This is a genomic window from Microbacterium sp. NPDC056569, from assembly GCF_042793475.1.
In the GTDB taxonomy this organism is placed as follows: Bacteria; Actinomycetota; Actinomycetes; order Actinomycetales; family Microbacteriaceae; genus Microbacterium.
Genome location: NZ_JBHTUV010000007.1, coordinates 132,603 through 152,249, shown reverse-complemented (window position 1 = coordinate 152,249; position 19,647 = coordinate 132,603). Strand labels below are relative to the sequence as shown.

Here is a 19,647-nt window from a genome sequence, read left to right as displayed (position 1 = left end):
GAGGAACGAATGATCGAGCTCGCCGTCGACGGCGCGGTCGCCGAGATCGCCCTGAACGCCCCCGACAAGCTCAACGCGCTCTCCCTCGAGGCACTGCGGCAGCTGGACGACGCATACGCCGAGGCGGCAGCATCCGGGGTCCGCGCTCTCGTGCTGCGCGGGGAGGGCCGCGCGTTCTGCGCCGGCCGCGACATCGCCGGCGTCGACCCCGAGACCGACGATGTGCCGGGGTACCTCGGCGAGGTCGAGCGGCTGATGCGCCGCATGGCGGACTTCCCCGCGCCCACGTTCGCGGCGGTCCAGGGGGCGTGCCTCGGCGTCGGTCTCGGGCTCGCGATCGCGACCGATGTCGTCTACGTCGCCGATTCGGCGAAGGTCGGCTCGCCGTTCGCGAACCTCGGCGCGATGCTCGACTCGGGCGGTCATGCGCTCCTGTACGAGCGGCTCGGTGCGCATCGCGCGCTCGACCTGATCTACACCGGTGACCTCCTCACCGGCGCGGAGGCCGTCGGGGCAGGTCTGTTCAGTCGCGCGATGCCGGCCGACGAGGTGCTCGCCTTCACGCGCGAGCGCGCCGCGCGGGTCGCCTCCGGGGCGACCGCCGCCTTCGTCGCCTCGAAGCGCCTCATCGCGCGCCTGCGCGACGCGCGGCTCTGGGATGCCGTCGCCGAAGAGGCCCGCGGCCAGGAGGCCCTCCGGTCGACCGCCGACTACCGCGAGGGCTTCGCCTCGTTCCAGCAGAAGCGCAAGCCGGAGTTCCGCGGCGAGTGACCGCGCCTGCCTGACCCGCACGCCTCCCCGACGGAATCGGCGACTCGCCAAGATCGCGCGGGGCGACGGGCATGCCGTGGCGGGTCGCAGAGATCGGTCAGGAGTTCACACGGATGATCTCGCGCTGGTAGGGCGCGACGACCTCGCCCGAGATGCGGCAGTCGAGCACGAGAAAGCGACGGGATGCTGCGGGCTCGGCCGCCCACTCCGCGAGCCGGTCCAGGTCGGCCAGGGTGCGCACGACGACCCCCTCGGCGCCGACGCCGCCCGCGAGCGCGGCGAAGTCGACCTCGGGGATGAGCATGGGCTCCTTCGCGAGCCCCTTGAGGCCGTACAGGTTGATCTCCGCGCCGTAGGCGGCGTCGTTCCAGACGACCGCGAGCCCGCGGCCTCCGGCGACGCGGACGGCGGTCTCGAGGTCGGCGAGGGCCATGAGGCCGCCGCCGTCTCCGGTGGTGAGCACGACGGTCGCCGACGGCTTCGCGAGCGCCGCTCCGGGCACCGACGGCCAGCCGAGGCCGATCGACTGGAACGCGGTGCCGACCATCGTCATGCGGTCGGGCGATGCGACGGGCCAGTACATGTTCGCCCAGCCGATGAAGTGACCGCCGTCCGACACGACGACGCGATCCTCGGGCAGCAGCTCGCCGATGCGCGCCGCGACCGTGCGGGGGTCCAGGCGACCGTCGGGCGCCACGCCGTCGCCGGGCTCGTATGCGCGCAGCCGCCCGGGGTCGACGGACTCGCGCCAGCCGCTCGCCGAGCCGCCCCGGGACCGCAGGCCGTCCGCGACCGCGCGCGCCACCGCGGCGGCATCGCCACGCACGAAACCACCCACGTGCGGGTGGGTCGCGGCCGGTGCGACGTCGACCTGGAAGACGCGGGTACCGGGTGCGAAGAGGTCGCCGAAGCGCATCGTGAACTGGTTGAGGGACGCCCCGAACACGACGGCGACGTCGGCGTCGCGCACCAGTTCCATGGCGCCCTCGGCACCGAAGCCGCCGGTCACGCCGAGGTCGAACTCGGCGCGCGGGAAGATCCCGCGGCCGAGGGCCGTCGACGCCGTGACGGCTCCGACCGCGTCGGCGACCTCGCCCAGCGCCGCCCCGGCGCCCGAGATCCAGGCGCCGCGCCCGGCGAGGAGGAACGGCCGCTCGGCCGAGGCCAGTGCCTCGACGAGCCCCGCCACGGCGCCCTCGGCGAACGGGCCCGCCGGCACCAGGGGCGCGGGCAGCCGCGGCTCCGGTGCCGCGCCGACGGGGCCCGCGTCGCGCGCGGCGACGTCGTACGGGATCGCGAGCACCGTGGGCACCCGGTAGGTGAGCGCGTGCTCGATGGCGATGATCGTGGTGGCCGCAGCATCCGCTCGCCCGACGGTATAGGTGCGCGCGCCGACGGCCGAGGCGAGGGCGATCTGGTCGACGTCCCACGGGCGCGGGCCGGAGGTCGGCTCGTCGCCGACCACGAGCACGAGCGGCACGTGCGCCTGCACCGCCTCGGCGAGGGCGGTGAGCGTGTTCGTGAATCCGGCTCCGTAGGTGGCGGTCGCGGCGGCCAGCCGGCCGGACGCCCGGTGGTACGCGTCGGCGGCGACGACCCCGCCGGCCTCGTGGCGCACGGCGGTGAAGTGCACGTCGGTGGAGCGCTCGAGCGCGTCGAGGAAGTACGCGTTGCCGTTGCCCATCACGCCGAAGACGTGGTCGACGTGGCGGGCGAGGGTGAGGGCGACGTGCGCCGAGACGGTGCTCATGGCGGGAGACATGGCGGTGCCTTTCGAGACGGAACGGATCAAGAGCCGTATGTGTCTCGCGCGTGCGCGCTGCGTGCCCATTTTTCGAGCACCGACGGGCTTCGATGCCACCGGACGAGTCGAGTATAGGTCTTGAGCCAAGATGGGAGTCATGAAGACGACTCAGCTCCGCCGGTACACGCTCGTCGACGGGGAGTACGACGCGTTCGTCGCGTGGTGGCACGAGTGGATGCCGAAGGTGCGGCCCGCCGCCGGCTTCCAGATCGAGTTCGCCTACGGCATTCCCGAGACCAACGAGTTCGTGTGGGCGGTCAGCGCCCCCGGCGACGCCGAGGCGTTCCTCGCCCTCGAGAAGGAGTACCTCGCCTCGGCGGGTCGGGCCGAGGCGTTCGCGGGCGTGCCGCAGCGCGTCGCCGAGCACAACATCCGCCTCGTCACCGAGTACCCGACCACGGTCTGACGCGTGCCCACGTATCGCGCCGCCGACGGCGCCGAACTCTTCTACGACGAGGCCGGTGAGGGCGCGCCGGTCGTCTTCGTATCGGGCGGCGCGGCGCGCCATCCGGTCTATCTGGGCGACCTCGCGGGCATCGGCGCCGGTCGCCGTCGCCTCACCCTGCACCTTCGCGGCGTCGGCCGCTCGCCGCTGCCCGCCGACGATTCCGCCGCCTCGTGGTGGGCGCAGGGCGATGACCTCGACGCGCTGCGCGCGCACCTCGGCGTCGACCGTCTCGACGTCGTCGCGCACTCCGCCGGCACACGCGTCGCGACCGCGTTCGCGGCGCGCCACCCTGACCGGGTCGGACGCCTCGTGCTCGTGACGCCTCCGGTCGCCCACCTCGTCGATGAGCCTTCCGACGTGGCGGAGATCGCCGCGCGCCGTGCCGGTGACTCCGACTTCGAGCCTGCCTTCGCCCACCTGTCGGTGCCGGCGCCGCTCGACGACGAGGAGGCCTTCGCCGCGTGGGACGCCGACACCGCCGCGGCCGGCTACGCGCACTGGGGTGCCGTCGAGCGCGCCCACGCCCGGGTGGGTGCGCGTGCGGTCCCGGCGGCGCGCGCGTACTTCTCCTCACCGCCACCCGACGGCTTTCCCGGCCTCCTCGCCGAGACGCCCGCGTCCGTGCTCGTGATCGCCGGCGCGGAGGACGCCCTCACCGGCTGCGCGCCGGTCGTGGCCGCGGCGCGGCTCTTCCGCAACGGCGAGTCCGTCGTGCTGGAGGATTGCGGACACTACCCCTGGGTCGAGCAGCCCGAGGCGTTCCGCACCGCCGTCGACGCGTTCCTCTCGCGCTGAGCGACCGCACCGCTCAGACACCGCGTTCGAGGGAGAAACCGCTCCTCGCGCGGTTTGTCCCCGCGAACGAGGTTCGTCGTCGCGAATGCGCGTCAGCCGCCGAGCGCCTCGCGGATCGCGCTCGCCGACCGGATGAGACGCGCCGCGATCTCCTCGTCCGAGTGTGCGCTCGCGACGAACACCACGGCGATCGCCGCGGGCCCTCGGCCTCGTACGACGAGCGGCACCGCGACCGCCCGCAGGCTCGGGATGACTTCGTCGTGGCTGGTCGCGTAGCCGCGGGTGGCAGCATCCGTCACCTGCGCCGCGAGCTCCGGCGCCACGTCAGCCGGCCATGACGACGTCGGAAGCAGCGACAGGATCGCCTTGCCCGGCGCGCCGCGCGTGATCGGATGCCGCGTCCCCGGCCGCTGCGCGACGGGATTCACGGCGTGGCGCGGCTCGACGCTGGAGAGCGTGACGCACTCCTCGTGGTCGAGCACGGCGAGGAAGCAGGTCGCCCCGAGGTCGCCCGCGACCGCGGTGAGCTCGGGGAGCGCCTCGGCCTGGAGGTCGTGCGCCACGCCCGCCGCGAGCGCGGCGAGCCGTGCCCCCAGCTCGATGCGTCCGGCGGCGTCGCGCTCGACGAGCCCGTGATCCTCCAGGGTGCGCAGCAGCCGGTAGGCGACCGAACGGTGCACCTCGAGGCGCTGAGCGATCTCGTCGATCGAGAGGGGACCGCGCGCGTCGGCGAGCACTTCGAGGATCCGGATGCCGCGGCTCAGCGTCTGCGACGCGGGCGCTGTCGTGCCGTCGAGCCTTGTCATGCGGCATCCCTTCGTATACGATCTGTTCAATAGTAGAACGGCGTGTTCGAATATAGAACACGTCTACGCTCGCAGCAAGCACCCCAACGCGACGAGCCCTCGACACCGTCGTCCGAGGAGGACACCGATGCAGTTCCACCACCACGGCTACGTCTCCGCCGACCCGCGCGTGCAGGACGCCGCCGGGACGGGCATCGACCGCCCGACCGAGCTGCCCGACGAGATGGACGTGCTGATCGTCGGCTCCGGCCCCGCCGGCATGCTCCTCGCCGCCCAGATGTCGCAGTTCCCCGGTGTCACGACCCGGCTGATCGAGCGCCGCGACGGGCGACTGGTGCTGGGGCAGGCCGACGGCATCCAGCCGCGCAGCGTCGAGACGTTCCAGGCGTTCGGGTTCGCCGAGCGCATCATCGCCGAGGCGTACAACATCGCCTGGATGAACTTCTGGGGCCCCGACCCCGAGAACCGCGACAACATCATCCGCACGGCGCGCACCGAGGACTACGCCTTCAAGATCAGCGAGTTCCCGCACCTCATCGTGAACCAGGCGCGCGTGCTCGACTACTTCGCCGAGGCCGCCGCCCACGGACCGGGCCGCATCCTGCCGGACTACGGCGTCGAGTTCGTGGGGCTCACCGTGCATGAGGGCGGCGAGTTCCCCGTCGAGGTGCGGGTCCGCCACACCGCGGGGGAGCACGCCGGCGAGGAGCGCACCGTTCGCGCCAAGTACGTCGTCGGCTGCGACGGCGCGCGCAGCGGGGTGCGCGAGGCGATCGGCCGCAAGCACGTCGGCGCCTTCTCGGCGCACGCGTGGGGCGTCATGGACGTGCTCGTCAACACCGACTTCCCCGACTGGCGGACGAAGTGCGCCATCAATGCCGAGGCTGGCAACATCCTCCTCATCCCGCGCGAGGGCGGCTACCTCTGCCGTGTCTACGTCGACCTCGGCGCGGTTGCCGCCGATGACGACCACCGCGTGCGCCAGACGCCGATCGACGAGATCATCCGCAAGGCGAACGACATCCTCCACCCGTACTCGCTCGACGTGAAGCAGGTGGCGTGGCACAGCGTCTACGAGGTCGGCCACCGCGTCACCGACAAGTTCGACGACGTCGACGTCGACCAGGGCCACGACCCGCGCGTCTTCCTCACCGGCGACGCGTGCCACACGCACAGCGCCAAGGCCGGCCAGGGCATGAACGTCTCGATGCAGGACGGCTTCAACCTCGGCTGGAAGCTGGGGCACGTGCTCACGGGGCTCAGCCCCGCGTCCCTGCTGTCGACCTACTCGGCCGAGCGCCAGCCGGTCGCGCAGCAGCTCATCGACTTCGACCGCGAGTGGTCGACCCTCATGGCCCGCAAGCCCGAGGAGATCTCCGACCCGCAGGAGCTCGCCACCTTCTACCTCGGCACCGCCGAGTTCCCGTCCGGGTTCATGACCCAGTACGGCGCGTCGATGATCGTGACGGATGCTGCGCACCAGGCGCTCGCCGACGGCTTCCCGCTGGGCAAGCGGTTCACGTCCGCGGAGGTCGTGCGCGTGTGCGACGGCAATCCGGTCCACCTCGGCCACCACGCGAAAGCCGACGGCCGCTGGCGCATCTACGCCTTCGCCGACGCGCCCGCGGCGGGCGAGCCATCCGTGCTCGCCGACTGGGCCGCGTTCGTGGCGTCGCCCGAGTCGCCCGTGCAGCGCTTCACGCCGGAGGGCGCCGACGTCGACGCCGTCTTCGATGTCAAGGTGATCTACCAGCAGGCGCACGAGGATGTCGACATCGCCCGCGTGCCCGAGCTGTTCCTGCCGAAGACCGGACCCCTCGGGCTCACCGACTGGGAGAAGGTGTACGCGGCCGCGCCCAGCGCCTGGACCACCGACGACATCTTCGAGGAGCGCGGGCTCTCGCGCGACGGCGTGGTCGTCGTCGTGCGTCCCGACCAGTACGTCGCGGCGGTGCTCCCGCTCACGGCGACCGACGAGCTCACGGCGTTCCTCGCGGGCGCCTTCGTCGATCAGCACGCTCCGGCGCTCGCGCGCGTCCTCGATTGAGGGGCAGAGCCGAGATGGCGCAACCGCTGTGCGGGCGGGCGAAACATGACAGCGAACTGTACAGGATGTACATCGGCCGGCAATGGCGGCCGCGGGCAGAATAGCCCCAGACCAACGACGAAGAGGGTGCCGAGGCATCCGGAACCGACAAGGGAGTCCTCGTGACGACGACGATCACCGAAACCCGTGAGTCCGAGCTGCTGGCGTCCGTCCCCGACGGGCTGTTCATCGGCGGGCAGTGGCGTGCGGCCTCCGGCGGCAAGACGCTGAAGGTCTACGACCCGTCGAACGGCGACGTCGTCAAGGAGATCGCGAACGCGTCGCCCGAGGACGGCAAGGCGGCCCTCGACGCCGCTGTCGAGGCGTTCCCGGCGTGGGCGGCGACCCCGGCGCGGGAGCGCGCCGAGATCCTGCGGCGCGCGTTCGACCTGCTGCAGGAGCGCAAGGAGGACTTCGCGCTGCTGATGACGATCGAGATGGGCAAGCCCCTGGCCGAGGCGCGCGGCGAGGTCGCGTACGGCGGCGAGTTCCTGCGCTGGTTCAGCGAGGAGACCTCGCGGGTGCAGGGCCGTTACGGCGCGAACCCGGAGGGCACCGGCCGCATGATCGTGTCGCAGCACCCGGTCGGCCCGTGCTTCCTCATCACCCCGTGGAACTTCCCGCTCGCCATGGCGACCCGCAAGATCGCGCCGGCGCTCGCCGCCGGCTGCACCGTCGTCATCAAGCCCGCGGAGCTGACCCCCCTCACGACCCTCGCGTTCGCGAAGCTGCTCGAAGACGCGGGCGTGCCCGCCGGTGTCGTCAACGTCTTCACGACCTCGACCTCGGGCGCCGTGTCCGAGCCGATCATCCGCGACCCGCGGCTGCGGAAGCTGTCGTTCACCGGCTCGACCCAGGTCGGGCAGCGCCTGCTCGAGCAGGCCGCGCAGGGCGTGATCCGCACGTCGATGGAGCTCGGCGGCAACGCGCCGTTCGTGGTGTTCGACGACGCCGACCTCGACAAGGCGGTCGACGGCGCGATCGCGGCGAAGTTCCGCAACATCGGTCAGGCCTGCACGGCCGCGAACCGGTTCATCGTGCACCGCTCCGTCGCCGACGAGTTCGCCCGCCGCGTCACCGAGCGCGTCAACGGGTTCAAGATCGGTCGCGGCACCGAAGAAGGCGTGACCATCGGTCCGCTGATCGACGACCGCGCCGTCGCGAAGGCGTCGCAGCTCGTGCAGGACGCTGTGTCGCGCGGCGCGAAGGTGGCCACCGGCGGCAACGAGGTCGACGGTCCCGGCACGTTCTACGAGCCCACCGTCGTCACCGACGTGCGAGCGGGATCGGACATCCTCCGCGAGGAGATCTTCGGGCCGGTCCTCGCGATCGTCCCCTTCGACGACGAGGACGAGGCCGTCCGCCTCGCGAACGACACCGAGTACGGCCTGGTGTCCTACGTGTTCACCGAGAGCCTCGCCCGCGGCCAGCGCATGATCGAGCGGCTCGAGACCGGCATGATGGGCCTCAACATGGGCGTCGTCTCCAACGCCGCCGCCCCATTCGGCGGCTGGAAGATGTCGGGCCTCGGCCGCGAGGGCGGTGCCGAGGGCATCCACGAGTACCTGCAGACCAAGTACACCCTCACTCCGAACCCGTTCTGACCCACGCCTGAATCGATGACATGAGGAGAGAGGATGCCCCGGGAGGGGGCATCCTCTCTCCTCGTCTTCGCGGGGGAACCGCCTCCGCGGTGGGCGTGCACCCCTTCCATACCGGCGCGAGCGGGATCAGTATGGGAGCTGTCCGCATCGAGCGATGAGGGGTCAGCGATGAGTGTTTACCGAGTGATCGACGTCATCGGCACGAGTGCCTCGTCCTGGGAGGAGGCTGCCCGAGAAGCCATCAGCACTGCCGCGGGATCGCTGCACGATCTGCGCATCGCCGAGGTGACGAAGCAGGACGTCGTCGTCGGCGACGACGGGGCCCTGCTGTTCCGTGCCCGGATCCAGCTCTCGTTCAAGTACGCGCCCGAATAGGCCGATCGGCTGCCGATGCGCGGGTCCGGCCGGATCCGCGCATCGATTCAGACGCCCCAATGGGCCAGCACGGCGACGCAGAAGTCGTCGTTCGTCCCCGTCGAGCCGAAGATCTGCTCCTCGCCGATCACGGTTCAGAGGGTACTCCGCGGGTCCGTCGCCCGACACCCCGCGACGCTGGGCGGAGTGCGGTGTGCCGAATAGCCCTGGTGGCGTCCGGCAGGGCTCCCTATGTTGGGTGTCAGCGCCGGGGTGTGAGAGGCGTGGTTCGCAATCGGGCTCATTTCCAGACAGGAGCGGAGGCATTCGCCGATGGAGTCACCGATCGAGAGTCTGACGGGATCCGTACCGTCCTGGGGTGCCAAGCTGGCGTTCGGCGAGACCGTCGATGTCGGCGGGCGGCAGGTGACGCCGGCGGCATTGGTCGTCTTCGGTTTCGGCGGCGGCGGCGGTTCGGGCACATGGCCGCAGCGCGGGTCCGTGCCGGCAGGTGAGGGCGAAGGCAGCGGCGGCGGTGGCGGCGGGTATGTGCTGCCGATCGGCGCGTATGTGAGCGGGCCGAACGGGCCGCGGTTCCAGCCGAACGTGGTGGCCATGGTCATCGTCAGCGTGCCCCTGGTGTCGGCTGCCGGCTGGGCGCTGGCGCGGATCATCACCGCGGCGCGGTCGGGTCCGAGGTAGACGGGCGTGACGACCGCGCACGTGATCAAGCCGCTCACACCGGAGACCTTCCCCGCGTGGCTCGCGCTCGCGCAGAAGCACAACGGGGTCTGGGGCGGCTGCTACTGCTCGTACTTCCACGGCGACACGGACGCCACCGTCAAGAGCGAGTACGACCGGGCGACGTTCAAGGAGCGCCTCGTGGCGGAGGGCGTGGCTCACGCCGCGCTCGTCTTCGACGGCGACGACGCGATCGCGTGGTGCGAGTACGGCAGTCCGGCCGAGCTGCCCGGCATCTACCACCGCAAGGAGTACGACGCGGGCGAGACCGCCCCGGCGCCGTGGCGCATCACGTGCTTCTTCGTCGACCGCGATCACCGGCGCTCGGGGGTCGCGCGGGAGGCTCTGGACGGCGCGCTGGAGCTGATCGCGCAGGCGGGCGGCGGAGAAGTGGTCTCGTTCCCCAACGAGCTCACTCCCGGAAAGAAGACCTCGTCCTCGTTCCTCCACAACGGCACGAGGGCGATGTTCGAGAAGGCGGGGTTCACGTTCGAGCGGCACATCGGCAAGAGCAAGACCGTGATGCGCAAGACGGTCCCGCCGCCGGCCGCCTGACCCGCGCTCGCACGGGCCGATCGGCGTCATCAGCTCGGGGTATCGCGCAGCGCCGCCTGGATCCGCCTGATGTGGTCTCCGAGGTCGCCGGAGGCGAGCAGACCCGGGCCGAGCGGGCCGGCCGAGTCGTCCCCCAGCGGCGGGAGGAGTCGCAGGGCGGATGCGACGTGCGGGCTCATGTGCGCGAGCTGCCACGCGAATTCGTCCGCAGCGGCGGCGTCGCCGTGGTCCGCCGGCGCCGACCTCGCGGCTCTCGCGGCGTAGGCGGCGGCGCCGAGGGCGTGCGCCCCCATATGGGCGACACCGGCCGCCTGCGCGGCCGCCCGCGCAGCGGCGACCCCTGCGGCCGACGTCGCCGAGTGGGCGGCGCGGCCGGCGACGAACCGACGGCGGATCTCACCCGCTGCCGTGAGCTCGCCGCGCGCGAAAGCGCGAGACCGGTCGATGGCGTCACGGGCGCGATCGTCCGCCGGGGCATCGGCCTCGAACAGCGGGAGGACGCGTTCGGCGCAGTCCGCCGCCCACGCAGCCACGAGCCGACGGTCGGCTTCGCTGAGCGACTGGGGCGACGGCACTCCAGCACTCTGCCAGAGAACCGCGCCGAGCGCTCAGCGTCCCTTCGCCCGCGGTCCTCGTCAACCAGGCGGGAATGGGGAGCGACGGACTCCGGCGCGAGCGGATGCCCCGGGCCGTCGGCGAAGCGACGATCCGGGGTCTATCCCGCCGACGCGGCACCCACTAGAGTCCGGTGCAATGCGCGTCGAGCCGAAGGGATACCAGCGATGGGCGGCATGCGAATGAGGATCGGCGCGACGGTCACCGCCGTCGTGCTGGTCGTGGCGGCGACCGGCGTTTCGAGTGCCGCGGCGGCACCTGACAAGCCCGGGCAGCCGAGATACACCGCGGGAGCGGTCGGTGCGGGCGATGCCTACTTCCCCTCCTCCGGGAACGGCGGCTACGACGTCCAGCACTACGATCTCGCGGTGACCTACACGCCCCCGGCGGCCGCACCGGCGCCCCTCGAGGGGCAGTTCAGCGGGGTCGCCACGATCGACCTCGTCGCGCTGCAGGACCTCGACCGGTTCAATCTCGATCTGCGCGGGATGACGGTGCAGTCGGTCGCCATCGGCGGCAAGGCCGCGGCATCCGTCGCCCCGCCCGCACCCGGCGCCACCGTCGACGGGGCGGCCTTCTGGCACGTGCAGGACGACGCGAACCGCGTCTGGGAGCTCACGATCCAGCCGCGCCCGAAGATCAAGACCGGCCAGACGGTGCGCGTGGTCATCGGGTACGGCGGCACCACCACGCGGCCCCTCGACATCGAGGATGCGCTCTACGGGTGGGTCACGACGCGCGACGGCGCCATTGTCGCGAGCGAACCCGAGGGATCGATGACCTGGTACCCGGTCAGCGACCACCCGACCGACAAAGCGAGCTACAGCTTCGCCATCACAGTGCCGGAGGGCAAGGTGGCGGTCGCGAACGGCACACAGCCGAAGCCGGCGACGACGACCGCGGGATGGACCACGTGGTACTGGGACGCCCCCGACCAGCAGGCGAGCTATCTGACGACGGCATCCGTCGGCGACTTCGAGCTTCGCCAGACGTACACCTCGGCAAGCGGGGTGCCGATCATCGACGCGGTGGACACCAAGTTGACCCCGCAGCGCCTTGCGACGACGAACGCCAGTCTCGCGCAGCAGCCGGCGATGATCGACTACTTCGAATCGCAGTTCGGGCCGTATCCGTTCGGCTCGTTCGGGGCCATCGTCGACAACGACTCCGTCGGCTACGCCCTCGAGACCCAGACGCGCCCGGTGTACTCCAGCCAGGCCAGTCAGGGCACGGTCGCCCACGAGCTGGCCCACCAGTGGTTCGGCAACAGCGTCAGCCCCGAGCGGTGGCAGGACATCTGGCTCAACGAGGGCTGGGCGACGTACGCGGCGTGGATGTGGACCGAGCGCACCGGGGGCATCTCGACCCAGCAGGCATACAACGCCTGGTACGCGCCGGCCCGCACACCCGACTACTGGGCACTGCCGATCGGCGACCCGGGCGCCCTCGGCCTCTTCGCTACGCAGGTGTACAACCGTGGCGCGGCGACGCTGCAGGCGCTGCGGGTCGAGGTCGGCGACGAGGCGTTCTTCGCGGGCGCTCGGCTCTGGCTGGAGAGGTACGACGACTCCACCGGCACGAGCGAGGGCTTCCAGGCGGTGTTCGAGGAGACGTCCGGAAAGGACCTGGACGGGTTCTTCCAGATCTGGCTCCGCGACCCCGTCAAGCCGCCGGCGACCTGGACGATCCCGTAGCGGGCACTCTCGATGGCCCTTGCCGACTGGGCCATCGAGAACCATCCGCGCATCGAGGACTCCCGCGCCGCATACGACGCCGCCCATAAGCGCTGAGGATCGCGGACACCGGGCGTCCGCCGCCTGGGCCATGATGGGCGAGTGGTCCCCACTCCTTCTCCAGACGCCGCTGGCGCGTCGCCCGGAGCCTCCGGGCGCGTGGGCCCAGCTTCGACCCTGCGGTACGAGCGGCTCCGGTCGCATCGCTTGAGCGCCCCCGCGGCCACCGTCGCCGACGCGGCGCGGCACATGCTCGCGACGCAGAGCCAGGAGTTCTGGGGCGGACGCTGGGCGCTCGCGACGCGCGTGCGCGGCCGCACGACGGTCCGCGACGTCGACGCCGCCTACGGCCGCGGAGAGATCGTGCGCACGTGGACGATGCGCGGGACGATCCACACGATCCCGACCGCCGACCTGGAATGGGTCCTCTCCCTCACCGCCGAGCGCCAGCGCCGGCAGGCGGCGGCGGTGCACCGCAACGAGGGGATCGACGCCGATGTGGCCGACCGCGCCGAGCGCCTGGCGCGGGCCGCGCTCGGCGGCGGAAACCGCCTCACCCGCAAGGAGCTGTTCGAGGTCTGGGAGGCGGGCGGCGTGTCCACCGCGGGTCAGCGGGGCTACCACCTGCTGGTCGCGCTGTCGCTGCGCGCCGTGCTGTGCCAGGGGCCGGTCGTGCCGCGTGAGAAGGGGCCGACGCGCGAGCAGTACTTCGTGCTCGCCGACGAGTGGATCACGGATGCGGCGACCCCGGCCGATCCGATGGCGGAGTTCTTCGCCCGCTACATCGCCTCGCACGGCCCCGCCGGTGCGAGGGACTTCGCATGGTGGACCGGGCTTCCACTCGGGGTGTCGCGCGCGGCGGCGGATGCGGCATCCGATCGCCTTCGCATCGTCGCCGACGAACCCGAGCCGCAGTACGTCGTCGCCGGCCCGGCGCCACGGCGCAGCGCGAAAGCGCCCGATGTCGTCGCGCTGCCGCCGTTCGAGGAGTATTACCTGTCGTACGTCGACCGCACCGTGCCGTGCGCGCCGGAGTTCCTCAGCGCGATCGGGCCGAGCATGAACGGCATCGTGCGGCCGATCCTCGTCGCCCGCGGCGAGGCGGTCGGTGTCTGGACGCACTCGCTCGCGGTGGGGCGCCACGCCGAATCGCCCGTGCCCGAGCTGTTCGCCCCCGGCGCCGCGACCGACGACGAGATCGCCGCCGCACTCGACCGCTACCGCGACTTCATCACGGCATAGCACGCGACGATGCTCCCCACGCCCTCTCCACGCATCGCTCCGCGCTGCGCGGAGCCTCGGGGCGCGTGGGCCCACGGGCCGCGGCATCCGTCCCTCGCGTCGATGGGTCAGGCGTGGCGGTCGAGGAAGTCGTAGACCTCGTTGTCGTCGACGCCGGGGAAGGCACCCCGGGGGAGCGGCGAGAACATCTGCATGTGGACGCGCGCACTCGGCCACGCCTTGCCCGACCAGCGTTCCGAAACGTCGGACGCCACGCGGCGGCAGCACGACTCGTCGGGACACGTCGAGGTCGCGCGCTTCTGCGTCTCGCGCCCGCGGAACCAGCGCGCGTCGTCGAACGGCACGCCGACCGTGATCGAGAACTCGCCCTCCGCCGTGGTGCCGGTCTGGGTCGAGCACCAGTACGTTCCGGCGGGGGTGTCGGTGTACTGATAGTGCTCGGTGGTGCGGTTCTGCTCCGAGAAGGCGGCGCGTGCCGAGAACTTGCGGCACGCGATCTGGCCGTCGACGGCCCCGGTTACGTCCATCGGCAACGGCAGGTCGTCGTTCTCGTAGACCCGCGAGATGGCACCCGAGCCGTCGACGCGCAGGAAGTGCAGCTTGATGCCGAGGTGGTGGGTCGCGAGGTTCGTGAGGCGCATGCCGGCGGCCTCGTGGGTCACGCCGAACGCATCGCGGAAGTCCTCGACCGCGAGGTTGCGGTCCTTCTTCGCCTGCTGCAGGAAGGCCACCGACGCGGTCTCGGGCATGAGGCAGCACGCCGCGTAGTAGTTGATCTCGAGGCGCTGCTGCAGGAAGTCCGCATAGTCGGTCGGCCGCTTGTGGCCGAGCAGCCGGTGCGCCATCGCCTGCAGCGCCATCGACCGGAGGCCATGACCGCCGGGGATGGATGCCGGGGGCAGATAGATGCGGCCGTGCTCGAGGTCGGTGACCGAGCGCGTCGAGTGGGGCAGGTCGTTCACGTAGATGAGTTCGAAGCCGAGCTTCTCGGCCATGATGCTGACGGTCCGGTGCGTGAGGGCGCCTGACACGTGCCCCGCCGCCTTGAGCTGCTTCTCGGCGAGCTTCTCGATGTCAGGGAGGTAGTTGTCGCGCTCGCGCATCATGAGACGCAGCTCGGTGTTCGCCCGGCGCGCCTCTTCGGGAGTGGCGATCGCCTCGCGCTCGCGGCGCTGCAGTTCGCGGTGCAGGCCCAGCACCGATTCGATCGTGTCGTCGCTCATGCCCTTGGTGACCTTGATCGGTGTGACGCCCAGCTGGCGGAAGACCGACCCCGACTGCGCGCGCTCGAGCTCGATCTCGAGCGCGGCACGGCGGTTGGGCGGCTCCGCCGAGAGGAGGTCGCCGACCTCGACCCCGGTCGTCGACGCGATCGCCTGGAGCAGCGACAGCTTGGGCTCGCGCTTGCCGTTCTCGATCAGGCTGAGCTGGCTCCCGGCGACCCCGACCAGGGCGCCGAGCTCATCGAGCGTGTAGCCGTGGGCGAGACGCTGATGACGGATGCGGTGGCCCAGGGTCGACAGTTCCAGAGCGGTGGGGGGCATTCCTTGATCGTAGCGAAAGATTTGCAACTCTTGACACCACATTTCGTGGGAAGAGGCGACGGCAACCCCCGAAAGTAGAGGAAGAGCATGAATCTGCATCGTCGAAACCATCTGACGGTCGAATCAACGAGGAGCGACACCATGGCCCTTGCCGACATCTTCACCCGAACCGAAGGCTCCACCTCCGCCCGTCCCACCCTCACCCGGACGTATGGCGAAGCGCCGACCGTTCAGGGCGAAGGCATGGTCGCACTGCGCGCGTGGGTCGACGAGATCGCCGCCCTCACGCAGCCCGCACGCATCCACTGGGTCGACGGCTCGCGCGCCGAGAACGACGCGCTGCTGCACGAGATGGTCGCCGAGGGCAAGCTCATCAAGCTCAACCCCGAGTGGCGCCCGGGCTCGTACCTCGCCCGTTCGCACCCGAGCGACGTCGCACGCACCGAGGCGCGCACGTTCATCGCGTCCGAGCGCGAGGAGGACGCCGGCCCCACGAACAACTGGGCCGCTCCGGACGAGATCCGCGCCACCATCACGCCGCTGTTCGAGGGGTCGATGAGGGGCCGCACGATGTACGTCGTGCCGTTCTCCATGGGGCCTGTCGGCGGTCCGCTGTCGCACATCGGCGTGCAGGTGACCGACAGCGCCTACGCCGTCACCTCGATCGGCATCATGACGCGCGTCGGCACCGACGTGCTGCGCGAGATCGCCGGCGGTGCGCACTGGGTCAAGACCGTGCACTCGGTCGGCGCCCCGCTGCAGCCCGGCCAGGCCGATGTCGCGTGGCCCTGCAACGACGAGAAGTACATCGTGCACTTCCCCGACACCCTCGAGGTCTGGTCGTTCGGCTCGGGGTACGGGGGCAACGCGATCCTCGCGAAGAAGTGCTTCGCCCTGCGCATCGCGTCGGTCATCGGCCGCGACGAGGGCTGGCTCGCCGAGCACATGCTCCTCATCCGCGTGATCGACCCGGCGGGCCGGGCCTACCACATCGCGGCCGCCTTCCCGTCGGCGTGCGGCAAGACCAACCTCGCGATGCTCCGCCCGACGATCCCGGGCTGGCGCGTCGAGACGCTCGGCGACGACATCGCGTGGCTGCGCCCCGGCGAGGACGGGCGCCTCTGGGCCATCAACCCCGAGGCCGGGTTCTTCGGCGTGGCGCCGGGAACCGGCGTGTCCACGAACGTCACGGCGGTCGAGACGCTGTGGGGCAACACGATCTTCACGAACGTGGCGCTGCGCCCCGACGGCGACGTGTGGTGGGAGGGACTCACCGACGAGGCCCCGGCCGAGCTCACCGACTGGGAGGGCAAGCCCTGGACCCCGGCATCCGGTCGTCCCGCCGCCCACCCGAACTCGCGCTTCACCGTCGCCGCGGCCCAGTGCCCGCAGATCGCCGACGACTGGGACGCGCCGCAGGGCGTGCCGCTCGACGCGATCCTCTTCGGCGGCCGTCGCGCCACCAACGTGCCGCTCGTGATCGAGGCCACCGATTGGACCCACGGCGTCTTCATGGGCTCGAACATCTCGTCGGAGAAGACGGCGGCCCAGGAGGGCACGGTCGGCGAGCTGCGCCGCGACCCGTTCGCCATGCTGCCGTTCTGCGGCTACAACATGGCCGACTACTTCGGGCACTGGCTGCAGGTCGGGCAGAAGCTGCGCTTCGACCGCGCGCCGCGCGTGTTCCAGGTCAACTGGTTCCGCAAGGGCGCGGACGGCCGCTTCCTGTGGCCGGGCTTCGGCGACAACTCGCGCGTGATCGACTGGATCATCCGCCGCATCGAGGGCGAGGTCGGCGCGGTCGACAGCCCGATCGGCCGCCTGCCCCGCGGCGAGGACCTCGACCTCGACGGCATCGATGTCTCGCAGGCCGACCTCGACGAGCTGTTCGAAGTCGACCCGCAGCGGTGGCTGCACGAGGCGGACCTGACCGAGGAGTTCTACCGCACCTTCGAAGGTCGCGTGCCCGCCCCGCTGTGGGCCGAGCTCGCAGCGCTCCGGTACCGCCTGCAGCGCGCCTGAAAGATCTGGAGACGGATGCCCCGGCCCCACCTGTGCGAGAGGGTCGAGGCATCCGCTTCCCGCGACGGAGAGCCGTCGCACAGACCGGCGCCCGGCCCTCTTCTTGGCAGAGGGGCCGGGCGCCCGCATGTCTCCGTCAGACCAGGAGCTGGTGCTTCGCAAGGTCGCGGTACAGCGGGGTGGTCTGCACGAGCTCCGAGTGGGTGCCCTGGCCGACGACGCGGCCGTGCTCCATGACGACGATGTGGTCGCTGTCGACGACCGTCGACAGGCGGTGCGCGATCACGATGAGCGTGCGTCCTGCGGCGACCGCGTCGATCGCCTCGCGCATGCGCTGCTCGTTGAGGCCGTCCAGCGACGACGTGGACTCGTCGAGCAGCAGGATCGGGGGAGCGGCCAGCAGTGCGCGGGCGATCGCGAGCCGCTGGCGCTCGCCACCCGAGAGCATGACGCCCGATTCACCGACCGGCGCGTCGACCCCGAGCGGGTTGCGGTCGAGCACGTCGCCGAGGTTCACCGCGCGCAGCACCGCTTCGCACTCCGCGTCGGACGCCTCGGGCGACGCGAGTCGCAGGTTGTCGCCGATCGTCCCAGCCAGCGTCGGGGCGTCCTGCTCGACGTACCCGAGCTGCGCGCGCAGGTCCTCGCGGTCGAGGGCGCGCACGTCCGCACCGTCGAGCAGGATCGCACCGCCGGTCGGGTCGTAGAAGCGCTCGATGAGCGCGAGGGTCGTGCTCTTGCCGGCGCCCGACGGACCCACGAGCGCGACGCGCGCCCCGCGCGGGACCGAGAACGACACGCCCCGCAGCACGTCGGCGTCTGCGGACACGGATGCTGCAGCATCCGTCAGCTCTTCGAGGCCGGTGTCGCCCGCCCCGTCGCCGAGCACGATCGTCGACGTGTCGACGTGCGCGCTCTCGAGCACCGCCAGCGCCTCGGACTCGGCCTTGCGGCGCGCCTCGACGACGTTCGCGGGGTAGCGGAACCGCACGTCGCGGAACTCGATCGCGGCCGCTTCGACGGGCTCAGCGACCGGTCCCTGAGCCTGTCGGAGGGCGCGTGCGGCGACGGCGGCGTCGTCCTGCGACTCGGTGGGGAGGTCGAGCACCTCCTGGATGCGGCCCAGGGCGCCGAGTGCCTGGCTGACGGACGTGATCGCGCCGAAGAACGAGCCGAGCGGTGCGATGAGCATGAAGAGGAACATGATGAAGGTCACGAGGCTCGCGATCGACAGTGCGCCGGTCGCGACGCGGAAGCCGCCGAGTCCGATGACCACGAGCAGCGACACCTGCAGCGCGATGCCCGCGATCGGCACCACGAGCGCCGAGACCTTCGCGATGCGCACGCCGACCGTGTAGGCCTCGGTCGCCTGCGCCGTGACGGCGTCGACCTCGCGAGTGGTCGCGCCCGACGCGCGAACGGTGCGGATCGAGCCGACGGCGCGTTCGACGCCCGACGCGAGGGCGCCCACCTTCTCCTGCTGCTCGGTCGACGCCGTGCGGATGCGGCCGCTCAGCGCGACCACGCCGAGCACCGAGACGCCGATCACCAGCACGATGATCGCGAGCAGCAGCGGGTCGATGATCGCCATCGCGACGAGTGCACCGACGAACAGCAGGGCGTTGCCGACGGAGTCCGCGAGCCCCTGCGTGAGGGCGGCGTACAGCAGCGTGGTGTCGCTGCCGACGCGGGAGACGAGGTCGCCGGTCCGGCGCGCATCGAACTCGCTGATCGGCAGGTGCAGGATGCGGGAGATGAGCCGGCGGCGGCTCGAGTACACGACGGCGGTGCCCGTGCGCTGCAGGAGGTAGTGCTGCCAGCCCGAGATGAGGGAGGCCAGCACGACGAACCCGACGAGCGCCCAGATGAGCAGGCCCAGATCGAGGCCCTCCTGCACCCGTGTGATCACCTGGCCCACCAGCAGTGGCTGGATGAGCGAGGCACCTGCGCTCAGGATGCTCAGCACCACCACGACGGCCAGCGTGCGCTTGTGCTCGAACAGGTAGGGGAGCAGCTGCGAGAAGGTCGCGCGCGGCCCCTCTTCGGCCTTGCCGCGGCGGGAGCGCCCGCGCCGGGCGCGCGGGGATTCCGCAGGGGAGGCCGCGGGGGCGGGGGCTTCGTCGAGATCGGCGGAGGGCATGGGTGTACCTCGTTCGTGAAGGGGCTTACCTTCGACCGTACTTCTTGTGGACGGCCTGTCGGCTCACGCCGAGGGCGCCCGCGATCGCCTGCCACGAGAAGCCGAGGTTGCGGGCCTTGCGCACCTGCACCTCTTCGGCGCGGGCGAGCTCGCGGCGCACCTCGGCGAGACGGTGCAGCTCCGCGATCGGCTCGCGCTCGCCGGCCGCCCCGATCAGGGTGGTCAGTTCGTCGCCGCTCATCGCGCGCCCCTCGTTTCCGATGACGGATGCCGCGGGCCGCGGCATCCGTCGTCAACCGTAGTTGACGCGGTGGGGCGTGTCAACGTGCGTTGACGCATTCTCTCCGAACGAGGGGGAAGGGGGCGAGGACGGGTGTGGGTGCGGGC

General features: G+C 71.4%; 17 protein-coding genes. 11 read left to right on the top strand and 6 right to left on the bottom strand.

Annotated features, from left to right (window positions below; all coding sequences use genetic code 11):
* The first annotated feature begins 9 nt into the window (after positions 1 to 9).
* Positions 10 to 771 carry an enoyl-CoA hydratase/isomerase family protein gene (locus ACFQ7C_RS10180; RefSeq protein WP_378899978.1) on the top strand — a complete coding sequence of 254 codons (762 nt, stop codon included), beginning with the start codon at positions 10 to 12 and terminating at the stop codon, positions 769 to 771.
* A gap of 97 nt (positions 772 to 868) precedes the next feature.
* Here the strand turns inward: ACFQ7C_RS10180 and ACFQ7C_RS10175 are convergent, their stop codons facing one another.
* Complete coding sequence (locus ACFQ7C_RS10175) at positions 869 to 2,521, bottom strand: thiamine pyrophosphate-binding protein (protein ID WP_378899975.1); 1,653 nt, start codon at positions 2,519 to 2,521, stop codon at positions 869 to 871.
* A gap of 151 nt (positions 2,522 to 2,672) precedes the next feature.
* Between ACFQ7C_RS10175 and ACFQ7C_RS10170 the strand changes: the two genes are divergently transcribed.
* Complete coding sequence (locus ACFQ7C_RS10170) at positions 2,673 to 2,981, top strand: hypothetical protein (RefSeq protein ID WP_378899972.1); 309 nt, start codon at positions 2,673 to 2,675, stop codon at positions 2,979 to 2,981.
* 3 nt (positions 2,982 to 2,984) lie between these two features.
* Complete coding sequence (locus ACFQ7C_RS10165) at positions 2,985 to 3,818, top strand: alpha/beta fold hydrolase (RefSeq protein WP_378899969.1); 834 nt, start codon at positions 2,985 to 2,987, stop codon at positions 3,816 to 3,818.
* A 92-nt stretch (positions 3,819 to 3,910) separates the two neighbouring features.
* Here ACFQ7C_RS10165 and ACFQ7C_RS10160 read toward each other — a convergent pair whose 3' ends face one another.
* Positions 3,911 to 4,624, bottom strand: coding sequence for an IclR family transcriptional regulator (locus tag ACFQ7C_RS10160; RefSeq protein WP_378899966.1), 714 nt, complete (start codon positions 4,622 to 4,624; stop codon positions 3,911 to 3,913).
* 127 nt (positions 4,625 to 4,751) lie between these two features.
* Between ACFQ7C_RS10160 and ACFQ7C_RS10155 the strand changes: the two genes are divergently transcribed.
* From ACFQ7C_RS10155 to ACFQ7C_RS10135, 5 genes are all read left to right on the top strand, one after another.
* Positions 4,752 to 6,671 (top strand): FAD-binding monooxygenase, encoded by a 1,920-nt coding sequence (locus ACFQ7C_RS10155; RefSeq protein ID WP_378899963.1) that lies wholly within the window; start codon positions 4,752 to 4,754, stop codon positions 6,669 to 6,671.
* Between the two features lie 173 nt (positions 6,672 to 6,844).
* Positions 6,845 to 8,314 (top strand): NAD-dependent succinate-semialdehyde dehydrogenase, encoded by a 1,470-nt coding sequence (locus ACFQ7C_RS10150; protein WP_378900228.1) that lies wholly within the window; start codon positions 6,845 to 6,847, stop codon positions 8,312 to 8,314.
* Positions 8,315 to 8,482: 168 nt separating this feature from the next.
* Positions 8,483 to 8,689 (top strand): dodecin family protein, encoded by a 207-nt coding sequence (locus ACFQ7C_RS10145; RefSeq protein WP_378899960.1) that lies wholly within the window; start codon positions 8,483 to 8,485, stop codon positions 8,687 to 8,689.
* Between the two features lie 312 nt (positions 8,690 to 9,001).
* The gene (locus tag ACFQ7C_RS10140) at positions 9,002 to 9,370 is read left to right on the top strand and encodes a hypothetical protein (RefSeq protein ID WP_378899957.1); all 369 of its coding nucleotides are present in this window, start codon (positions 9,002 to 9,004) and stop codon (positions 9,368 to 9,370) included.
* A gap of 6 nt (positions 9,371 to 9,376) precedes the next feature.
* A complete protein-coding gene (locus ACFQ7C_RS10135; RefSeq protein WP_378899954.1) occupies positions 9,377 to 9,964 on the top strand; it encodes a GNAT family N-acetyltransferase in 588 nt (195 codons plus the stop codon).
* Between the two features lie 29 nt (positions 9,965 to 9,993).
* On the opposite strand, the gene ACFQ7C_RS10130 is transcribed toward ACFQ7C_RS10135, so the two are convergent.
* The gene (locus ACFQ7C_RS10130) at positions 9,994 to 10,539 is read right to left on the bottom strand and encodes a putative immunity protein (protein ID WP_378899951.1); all 546 of its coding nucleotides are present in this window, start codon (positions 10,537 to 10,539) and stop codon (positions 9,994 to 9,996) included.
* Between the two features lie 207 nt (positions 10,540 to 10,746).
* Here ACFQ7C_RS10130 and ACFQ7C_RS10125 point away from each other — a divergent pair, with 207 nt between their 5' ends.
* On the top strand, positions 10,747 to 12,273 hold the full coding sequence (locus tag ACFQ7C_RS10125; RefSeq protein WP_378899948.1) for a M1 family metallopeptidase: 1,527 nt from the start codon (positions 10,747 to 10,749) through the stop codon (positions 12,271 to 12,273).
* Between the two features lie 246 nt (positions 12,274 to 12,519).
* Positions 12,520 to 13,554 (top strand): winged helix DNA-binding domain-containing protein, encoded by a 1,035-nt coding sequence (locus ACFQ7C_RS10120; protein ID WP_378899945.1) that lies wholly within the window; start codon positions 12,520 to 12,522, stop codon positions 13,552 to 13,554.
* A 107-nt stretch (positions 13,555 to 13,661) separates the two neighbouring features.
* Here the strand turns inward: ACFQ7C_RS10120 and ACFQ7C_RS10115 are convergent, their stop codons facing one another.
* The gene (locus ACFQ7C_RS10115; RefSeq protein WP_378899942.1) at positions 13,662 to 15,098 is read right to left on the bottom strand and encodes a helix-turn-helix domain-containing protein; all 1,437 of its coding nucleotides are present in this window, start codon (positions 15,096 to 15,098) and stop codon (positions 13,662 to 13,664) included.
* Between the two features lie 141 nt (positions 15,099 to 15,239).
* Here ACFQ7C_RS10115 and ACFQ7C_RS10110 point away from each other — a divergent pair, with 141 nt between their 5' ends.
* Entirely contained in the window at positions 15,240 to 17,120 is a 1,881-nt protein-coding gene (locus ACFQ7C_RS10110) for a phosphoenolpyruvate carboxykinase (GTP) (RefSeq protein ID WP_378899939.1), read from the top strand.
* A gap of 136 nt (positions 17,121 to 17,256) precedes the next feature.
* Here ACFQ7C_RS10110 and ACFQ7C_RS10105 read toward each other — a convergent pair whose 3' ends face one another.
* Both ACFQ7C_RS10105 and ACFQ7C_RS10100 read right to left on the bottom strand, forming a co-directional pair.
* Positions 17,257 to 19,260, bottom strand: coding sequence for an ABC transporter ATP-binding protein (locus ACFQ7C_RS10105; protein ID WP_378899936.1), 2,004 nt, complete (start codon positions 19,258 to 19,260; stop codon positions 17,257 to 17,259).
* A 25-nt stretch (positions 19,261 to 19,285) separates the two neighbouring features.
* Positions 19,286 to 19,501, bottom strand: coding sequence for an AsnC family protein (locus ACFQ7C_RS10100; protein WP_310289187.1), 216 nt, complete (start codon positions 19,499 to 19,501; stop codon positions 19,286 to 19,288).
* Between the last annotated feature and the right edge of the window lie 146 nt (positions 19,502 to 19,647).

Coding starts and splice junctions, on each gene's coding strand:
- ACFQ7C_RS10145 (WP_378899960.1), top strand. CDS start 8,483: ATGAGTGTTTACCGAGTGATCGACGTCATCGGCACGAGTGCCTCGTCC.
- ACFQ7C_RS10155 (WP_378899963.1), top strand. CDS start 4,752: ATGCAGTTCCACCACCACGGCTACGTCTCCGCCGACCCGCGCGTGCAG.
- ACFQ7C_RS10105 (WP_378899936.1), bottom strand. CDS start 19,260: ATGCCCTCCGCCGATCTCGACGAAGCCCCCGCCCCCGCGGCCTCCCCT.
- ACFQ7C_RS10115 (WP_378899942.1), bottom strand. CDS start 15,098: ATGCCCCCCACCGCTCTGGAACTGTCGACCCTGGGCCACCGCATCCGT.
- ACFQ7C_RS10175 (WP_378899975.1), bottom strand. CDS start 2,521: ATGAGCACCGTCTCGGCGCACGTCGCCCTCACCCTCGCCCGCCACGTC.
- ACFQ7C_RS10160 (WP_378899966.1), bottom strand. CDS start 4,624: ATGACAAGGCTCGACGGCACGACAGCGCCCGCGTCGCAGACGCTGAGC.
- ACFQ7C_RS10140 (WP_378899957.1), top strand. CDS start 9,002: ATGGAGTCACCGATCGAGAGTCTGACGGGATCCGTACCGTCCTGGGGT.
- ACFQ7C_RS10170 (WP_378899972.1), top strand. CDS start 2,673: ATGAAGACGACTCAGCTCCGCCGGTACACGCTCGTCGACGGGGAGTAC.
- ACFQ7C_RS10110 (WP_378899939.1), top strand. CDS start 15,240: ATGGCCCTTGCCGACATCTTCACCCGAACCGAAGGCTCCACCTCCGCC.
- ACFQ7C_RS10100 (WP_310289187.1), bottom strand. CDS start 19,501: ATGAGCGGCGACGAACTGACCACCCTGATCGGGGCGGCCGGCGAGCGC.
- ACFQ7C_RS10125 (WP_378899948.1), top strand. CDS start 10,747: ATGGGCGGCATGCGAATGAGGATCGGCGCGACGGTCACCGCCGTCGTG.
- ACFQ7C_RS10180 (WP_378899978.1), top strand. CDS start 10: ATGATCGAGCTCGCCGTCGACGGCGCGGTCGCCGAGATCGCCCTGAAC.